The organism is Desulfurobacteriaceae bacterium, assembly GCA_039832905.1.
Lineage (GTDB): Bacteria > Aquificota > Aquificia > Desulfurobacteriales > Desulfurobacteriaceae > Desulfurobacterium.
In genome coordinates this window covers 1-7,387 of record JBDOLX010000039.1, presented here as the reverse complement: position 1 = coordinate 7,387, position 7,387 = coordinate 1, and the positions used below count along the sequence as shown (strand labels likewise).

At 35.9% G+C, this 7,387-nt stretch carries 8 protein-coding genes; 3 read left to right on the top strand and 5 right to left on the bottom strand.

Translation table 11 applies throughout. The features are described 5' to 3' along the window. The 3 genes from ABGX27_02980 to ABGX27_02970 form a co-directional block, all read left to right on the top strand. Nucleotides 1-516: cytochrome ubiquinol oxidase subunit I (locus ABGX27_02980; GenBank protein MEO2068455.1), on the top strand; the 516-nt coding region annotated here is incomplete at its 5' end. Between the two features lie 15 nt (nt 517-531). Beyond that, nucleotides 532-1,722 (top strand): cytochrome d ubiquinol oxidase subunit II, encoded by a 1,191-nt coding sequence (cydB, locus tag ABGX27_02975; protein ID MEO2068454.1) that lies wholly within the window; start codon nt 532-534, stop codon nt 1,720-1,722. A gap of 130 nt (nt 1,723-1,852) precedes the next feature. Then, on the top strand, nt 1,853-2,263 hold the full coding sequence (locus tag ABGX27_02970) for a hypothetical protein (GenBank protein MEO2068453.1): 411 nt from the start codon (nt 1,853-1,855) through the stop codon (nt 2,261-2,263). Between the two features lie 97 nt (nt 2,264-2,360). Here ABGX27_02970 and ABGX27_02965 read toward each other — a convergent pair whose 3' ends face one another. The 5 genes from ABGX27_02965 to ABGX27_02945 all read right to left on the bottom strand — a co-directional run. Continuing rightward, nucleotides 2,361-3,989: an NFACT family protein gene (locus ABGX27_02965; GenBank protein MEO2068452.1), complete on the bottom strand. Its 1,629-nt coding sequence runs from the start codon at nt 3,987-3,989 to the stop codon at nt 2,361-2,363. Nucleotide 3,990: 1 nt separating this feature from the next. Continuing rightward, nucleotides 3,991-5,412, bottom strand: a complete 1,422-nt coding sequence (locus tag ABGX27_02960; protein ID MEO2068451.1) for a hypothetical protein — start codon at nt 5,410-5,412, stop codon at nt 3,991-3,993. Then, a complete protein-coding gene (gene hfq, locus ABGX27_02955; GenBank protein MEO2068450.1) occupies nt 5,405-5,638 on the bottom strand; it encodes an RNA chaperone Hfq in 234 nt (77 codons plus the stop codon). The genes ABGX27_02960 and hfq overlap by 8 nt, the downstream gene beginning before the upstream one ends. After that, nucleotides 5,635-6,543 carry a tRNA (adenosine(37)-N6)-dimethylallyltransferase MiaA gene (miaA, locus tag ABGX27_02950; protein MEO2068449.1) on the bottom strand — a complete coding sequence of 303 codons (909 nt, stop codon included), beginning with the start codon at nt 6,541-6,543 and terminating at the stop codon, nt 5,635-5,637. Before miaA ends, hfq begins: the two co-directional genes overlap by 4 nt. Continuing rightward, a partial coding sequence (locus tag ABGX27_02945) for a lysophospholipid acyltransferase family protein (GenBank protein ID MEO2068448.1) occupies nt 6,522-7,387 on the bottom strand: 866 nt, incomplete at its 5' end. The genes miaA and ABGX27_02945, both read right to left, overlap by 22 nt.

Sequence of the window (7,387 nt, the reverse complement as noted above, 5' to 3'; positions counted from 1 at the left end):
AGCTTTTTAGCTACTCACGACTTTAACGGAGAACTCAAAGGTGCAAAAGACCTTCAAAAGCAGTTTGAAGCTACATTTGGGGAAGGCAACTACATTCCACCAGTAAACTTTAGCTTCTGGTCCTTCCACCTAATGGTGTACCTTGGATTTTACTTTGTAATCTTGTTCCTTGTAGGACTTATAAAGTACAAGAACCTTGAAAACAGCACAGGATACTTAAAGCTAGCACTTTATTCTCTACCACTACCTTACATTGCTTGCTGGCTTGGATGGGCATACGCAGAGGTTGGAAGACAACCTTGGATCGTTTATCCGCTAACTGACGATTACGGAAAGATTCTCAATGCCGACATCGGACTCAAAACAGCACAAGCTGTGTCTCTACTTACAAATTTAGAGGTAATCATCACTTACATTATCTTTGCTGTAACCTTTACAGCACTTGCTATTGCTGATTTTTACCTACTTGCAAAATTTGCAACCAAAGGACCAGAAAAAGAAGCAGAACTCTACTAATGGAGGAGGTGAAAGATGCATTTCGATTTACCAACAATATGGGCATTCTTGGTAACGGTGCTCATTGCAGGATACATTCTTACAGACGGCTTTGACCTTGGAGTTGGTATCCTTCATACAATCATTGCAAAGACCGATATCGAAAGAAGAGTAATGCTCAACGCTATTGGTCCAGTTTGGGACGGAAACGAAGTTTGGTTTATCACTGCAGGTGGTGCAGCTTTTGCTGCCTTCCCAGAACTTTACGCAGCATTGTTTAGTTCTCTCTACATTGCACTCTTTGTGGTTCTTCTTGCTCTAATCTTTAGAGCTGTATCTTTCGAGTTTAGAAGCAAAGAAGAAAGTACTAGCTGGAAAAAGCTTTGGGATCAAAGCATTTTCTGGTCAAGTTTAGTTGTTGCTCTATTAATTGGTGTAGCAATTGGAAACATCTTGGCAGGGCTTCCTCTCAAAAACTATGCTATTGAAGGAAATGAACTTCTTGGATTTGTTTACACAGAAAAGTTTCCTATAAGCTTCATCAATCTCGTTAATCCATTTACATTCCACGGACTCTTTGGAATTCTCGTTGGAATTACAACAGTTTTATTCGTAATTCTTCACGGCGTTTCCTGGCTTCTCTGGAAGACAGAAGGAGAAATTGCTGAGAGAGCAAGAAACATTGCCCTTAAACTTTGGTTCCCATTCGTGGTAATGTACGTTATCTGTACAGGATTGGCTTACACAATATCCTTTAAGATAAAGGATATTGAAAACGTCAAGTACCTCAACCTTCCAGAAGATACACTTCAACAAATTGCTTCTATGCTCAACAATGGAGTTCTTGAACATGCACTCTTTAGATATCCTGTTATTGAGATAGCTCTTATCGTTCTTGCTGCCCTTTCTGCTGTTGGATACCTCATGGCTGTTAAGAACATGAACGGTGCAAGAGCATTCCTATTCTCTTCCTTAACGTTTATCTTTGCAGGATTTGCAGTTTTCTTTGGTGCATATCCTCTAGCAGTACCTTCAAGTTACGGACTTGAACATTCTATTTCCATCTATAACGGTGCTTCAAGTACGTTAACCTTAACTGTAATGCTTGTAGCTGCAATAATCTTTACACCGATTGTTATCGCTTATCAGTCTTGGGTCTACAAGATGTTCCTCTTTAAGATTTCTTCTGAGTCTATTAAGAGAGAAATTGAAGAAGCTCGTGGATAAGGAGGTAATCATGTGGCTTATCATATCTTTTATTTGGTGGGTATTTGTTGCTTGGATTACATACACTCTTGCTAAGTCCAAACTTGAAGGAGAGGGGGCTTAGATCCTCTCTTTTTTAATGGGAGACTAGATGTCTGCCATCTACGGTCTAAAGGATAGATTCTTTGCGAAAGATAGGGAACTTATAGAGAAAGCAATAAGTATTTATAGAAAAACTAATTCATGGGAGAAAGTAGAGACTTTTCTAAGGGAGAAATTTAAAGAAGACTTGAGTTTTTTCAAACCTAATCTGTTTACCTATTTTCTATTTGTAGGTGGGGGTCTTCTTTTACCATTTCTCTTTTTATGGAAAGTGTTTTTTGAATCTGGTACTACCTTGCATTTTCTTTCAAGACTTTTCTTTATGCTCTGCGCTATGTTTGCTTTAAAAGGTATTGTCGGACATTATGTGATAGTCTTTTTAAACAGAGAGCGCTTTGAAACAGAAATAAATACCTTAAAAGCACACATCATAGGAGGGAAAGATGGAGATGGAAAATAGCCCAATTAAGAAGCTTATGTTCTACGGTGTTTTGGGGATATATGTCTTGATCGTTGCAATAACATCAATTGTTATTATCTCCATGAAGTAAGGGGGCTCAGTCCCCCTTTCTTCTCTCAAGAAACAGGGAAAATACATTGGAATTAGCCACTATTGTTCTTTCTTTCTTATAGATTACAAACCCTGTAGGTGTCTTAGGAGGCTTTTTCACATTCTTAACTTCTGTGTAATCAACTTCTACTTTTCCTGACTCCTTCCCTTTGCTAAAGAAAGCTGCTGCTGAAGCTGCTAGTTCTATATCTTCTTCAGAAGGCTTCTCTCCTCTTTGAAGTTTGAGGATAACGTGAGAACCAGGAATGTTTTTCGCGTGAAACCACAAATCCCACGGATTGGAAAGTTTAAGAGTTAAAAGTTCATTTTCCTTACTGCTCCTTCCAACTACTATCTTCTTACCTGATGGTAAGACAAAAATGTTAAACATTCTCTTTTCTTTACCTTTTTTATCTTTCTTAAGCTTAAAAAGAATTTTTTCAAAGCTTTTTAGTTCGTCAATAGTTTCTTTTTTAGAAACGGTTTCCTTTAAAAATTCAAGTTCCAAAAGATCTTCTCTTAATTTTTTCCTTACTTCTTTCTCGTGATCAGCCCTCCTTTTTAACTTCTTGTACTTTGCAAAAAATGTCTCTACTAGTTCTTTTGGGTGTAAAGAGGGATCGATAGGTATCTCAACTTCTTTGTTTTCATAGTAATCAAACACTTTCACCTTTTCCGTTCCAGGTTTAATCATATGAAGGTTGTATTTTAAAAGTTCTCCAAACTTTTTAAACCTCTCTGCTTCTACCAAAAGTTCTTCTTCCGTCCTTAAAAGTTTTAAACTTTCACTCAGAATTTTTATCCTCTTATCTATCTCATCTAAGAGTTTCCTGCGTAAAGTTTCTGCATTTTCTCTTTCTACCTTTTCCAAATAAAAGGTTCTCCAAGCATCAAGAAATGGAGTCTCTCCCGAAAATTTTTTTAAACTTAACTCTTTTAATGAAATGTAAGAAAACGTTGTCATATATTTAGGTTTTCCATTTTCATAGTAAAGGAAAGCTTCGTTAGATTTTTTGTGCCTTTCTATAAACTCCTGAAAAGCTTTTTCTAAACTTCCATTTAATTTAAAAAGAACAGCCAATTCTTTTGAATTCAAAGGAGATATGCCAGCAACAAATTTGTAAAGATTTTTTTCTATACCTTCCCTTGTTACTTCTCCAAAGGATAACTTGTCAAACTCTTTCTTGTTTTGTGGGGGATAAACATAAACCTTTTCTCTCTCAAGAGGCCTTACCAAGCTCTTAACTTCCCTTAAAAAACTTAAAATTTTTCTGTCTTCAGAAAGTAAAAATAAGTTGGCATTTTTACCTGTAAGTTCAAAGATAATATAGAATTTTCTAACTTTTCCACTTAAATCGACGTTTACAGCCTCTATTTCTAAAACTCTATCAACAATAGGAAGAAAAACAGACCTAATATAGGTTCCCTTCAAAGAGTTAAATTTTGGATTTGTTTCTTTTGTAATGAAATCTTTAGATAGAAAAATAGCATTCGGTTGTCCAAAGTAAATATTTAGGAAAAAATCTCTAAACTGAAAAGATGCTTTCTTTTCTTCAGAAAAAACATTAAGAATCCGTTCTTTCCTTAGTTTCTTTTCAAGTTCTTTCGAACACTTTTCTATATAAAGATAATCCATTTTAGTTCTCTAACAAAGGTTGATACTTAAGAATTTCGGGTGTGTTTCCTGCTAATACCCTTGCTGCGGTTCCTATAAACTCCTTAGAAAAATTTACAAATGGTTTCCTTAATTTTTTATTTTCAGAAAAAGCTATTTTTACTGTTTCAGGACTTTCTACCTTAAGCTTTTTTAAAGCTCTTTCAAACTCTTCTTGTGCTACTTTCTTCGCTTCAAAAAGTTTCATTTGAACTCTACTTTTTACGTTCACTTCAGCATCCGCTGAAGTTTCTATTGAAATGAAAATTGTTTGCGGAAAATCTTCCAAAACCTTTGCTTGTGCTCCATCGCTTTGGGTCGACGGCATACATCCAAAAGGTTTTACTGACAATGTCATATGGGCTTTTTTCTTTAGGATATTATAAATGTGCTTTGCTACTTCCAAATGTCCCTCACCACCTACAACAAAGTGATCATAGTAAGGCTTAGCTAAGCTCATAAGTAGTTCTTGGGAGGGAAGAGGGTTCGGCCTAAAAGACAACTTCCATCTGAATAGATCATAAAGTTTTCTTAAAGTAAAGCTTAAAAGCTGGACACCAACAAGTTTTTTTACTCTGTTTTTACTGAAACCTTTTGATTTCATTTCTAAAACTGTTTTCTCTTTTTCCATAAAGAATTGGTAATCTAGCCAACCGGAAATTGGTTCAGGCTTAACTTCTACTCCTTCCTCCTCTAACCATTTATGTAAGTGGTAGTTCCCGTAACTTTCCGTTGTATGTGCCCAAAACTCACCAATCACGCTCACTATAGGTTTTACTCTTGTATAGTCAAATTCCAAAGACTCTAATTCCTTTTTGAAATTTCTAACTACTTTTAACAGATCTTTAAGTTTTCCGCCTCCTTTAAAGGCGTTGTATATATCTTCCTTTGACTTTTCTACCACCTTGTTTACGGAACCTTTTAAAACTTCGTAAGGTCTTAATTGATAAGAAATATCTCTTAGAATATCTGCAACAATTATTGCCTTTAGAAGTTGCCAAATTAGCTTAGGAGTAAGTTCAATACCTCCTTCAGAGGAGAATCTTGATTGGTTTAAGATGTAGAAAGCAAAGTCTTTAAAACCAGCTTCCTTTAAAGCTCTTCTGTACTGGACTTCATACATTCCAAATCTGCAAGGACCACAGGCTCCAATCGTTATAAAAGCGTATTTTTCCTCGACATTAATACCTTCTAAAGATTTCTTCTTTAAAAATTTGATTAAATTACCGACTGTAAAATATGTTGGGTTGCACATTCCTTTGTCACAAAATTCCCTACCAGTAGAAAAAGAAGAATAATCAGGACTGGGCAAAAACTCAGCTTTATATCCGAAACTTTCAAGAACTCCCTTTATGAAAAGTTCATGGAGAGGGGTAAGCCCCCCAAAGAGAATTGTCTTACTCACCTTTCTTTTCACCGTCCTTAAAGAGGTTCTTTACAGGTCTTGCTGGAACAATTGTTGCTACAGAGTGCTTGTAAATAAGCTGCTGGCTGTCTCCATTTTCAAGCAAAATTGTAAACTGGTCAAAGAAAGTAATTACCCCTTGAAGCCTTGTTCCTTTTGAAAGATATACACTTACAGGTATTCTTTCTTTCCTTAGTCTGTTTAAGTAAGCATCCTGTAGGTTCATCCTATCTCCTCCAGATCTTTTTTTATAATTTTTATTAACTCCTCCTCTTTAGTCTCTGACAAGTTTATCCATTTAAATTTAGTTTCTTTTCTAAACCACGTAAACTGCCTCTTAGCAAACTGCTTAGTTCTCCTTTTTAAAAGCTTCACCGCTTCTTCCAAAGTCTTTTTTCCCTCTAAATATTCCAACATCTCCTTATAGCCAAGAGCTTGAAAAGCAGTAGTATCCTTTCCAAACTTTAAAAGCCACTTGGTTTCTTCTATAAGTCCTCTCCTAATCTGAGAATCAACTCTATCTTCTATCCTCTTATAAAGTTCATTCCTGTTTCTATAGAGAAAATACCCTAAAAAGTTATACCTTAGCTTTTCAGGAAGTTTAAAAGAAGAAATAGGCTTTCCTGTAAGTTTATAAACTTCGTAAGCCCTTATTAACCTTTTCCTGTCTTCCTTTCCCACTTTTTCAGCGTAAGACCTATCTATACTCAAAACCAACTTATAGAGTTCTTCGTTGGAAAGCTTCTTTAATTCTTCCCTTATAGACTTATCACCTTTAGGGGTTTGAGGTAAACCAAAAAGAAGCGCCCTTATGTAAAAGCCGGTTCCTCCAACAACAATGGGGTATTTTCCTTTCTTTTTTATTTCTCTTATAGCTTTATCTGCCTCCCTTACAAAGTCTGCAACTGAGAACTCTTTATCAGGGTCAACAACATCTATTAGGTAATGAGGAATTTCTTCTCTTATTTCCTTTGAAACTTTATCGGTTCCAATATCAAGACCTTTGTAAACCTGCATGGAATCTGCACTTATTATTTCCCCGTCAATTTCCCTTGCAAGCTTTAAGGAAAAGTCTGTTTTTCCCGTCGCTGTTGGACCAGTAATTACTATTAAAGGTTTTTCTCTTTCCACTCTTTAAACTCCGGTGAGTTTTTCCATCTTCGGTGGAACCAGAACCACTGTTCTGGGTGTTCTTTTACAGCCCTCTCTATGGCTTTCGTATATTCTACTGTTAATTCCTCTACGCTTTTCCCTTCTGGATAAATAGGATTATAAACTCTTACTACATACTTTCCACCTTCTAGAAAACAAAAAGCAGGAACTACCGGTTTCCCGGTTTTAATACTTAAAATAGCTGCTCCCTTGTTAGTATATGTTTTCCTTCCAAGGAAGGTCGTTAGAATTCCTTCTTTTACCTTTGGTCTCTGATCCAAGAGTATTCCAACGTATCTATCCTTTTTTAGGTCTTTTACTATTTCTAGAACGTTTCCCAGTGGGATTACCTTTATTCTCCACCTTGCACGAATTGAATTTATGAGATTGTCAACTTTTTTGTTCTTCATAGGCTTAGCAACAACAGAAAGCTTATTGCCACTTAAAATGGAAAATAAAGCTCCCATAAGTTCCCAGTTTCCTATGTGTGCCGTTAAAAGGATTCCTCCTCCTTCTGGAACTTTATTAACGTCGGGAGGTTCAAAGAGGCTTTCCAAATATTCAAAAGAGAAGTTTTTTGAACGTAAAAAGTCCATTGCACACTTTACAAAATTTACAAAGCTTTCTTTCCCCAAATTTTCTGGTAATCCAACGAATCTAAGGTTTTCTTCACTTGTCTTTTTTATTTTAGGGATGTTGTAAAGAATGCTACCCAGTGTTTCAGCAAAAGCTAATGCCTTTTCCCTACTAACTTTTTCTATTAAGAAAAGATTCCCTTTCAAGAACAGATACTCCAGAATGTGAGAGAACTTCTTCAACTTCT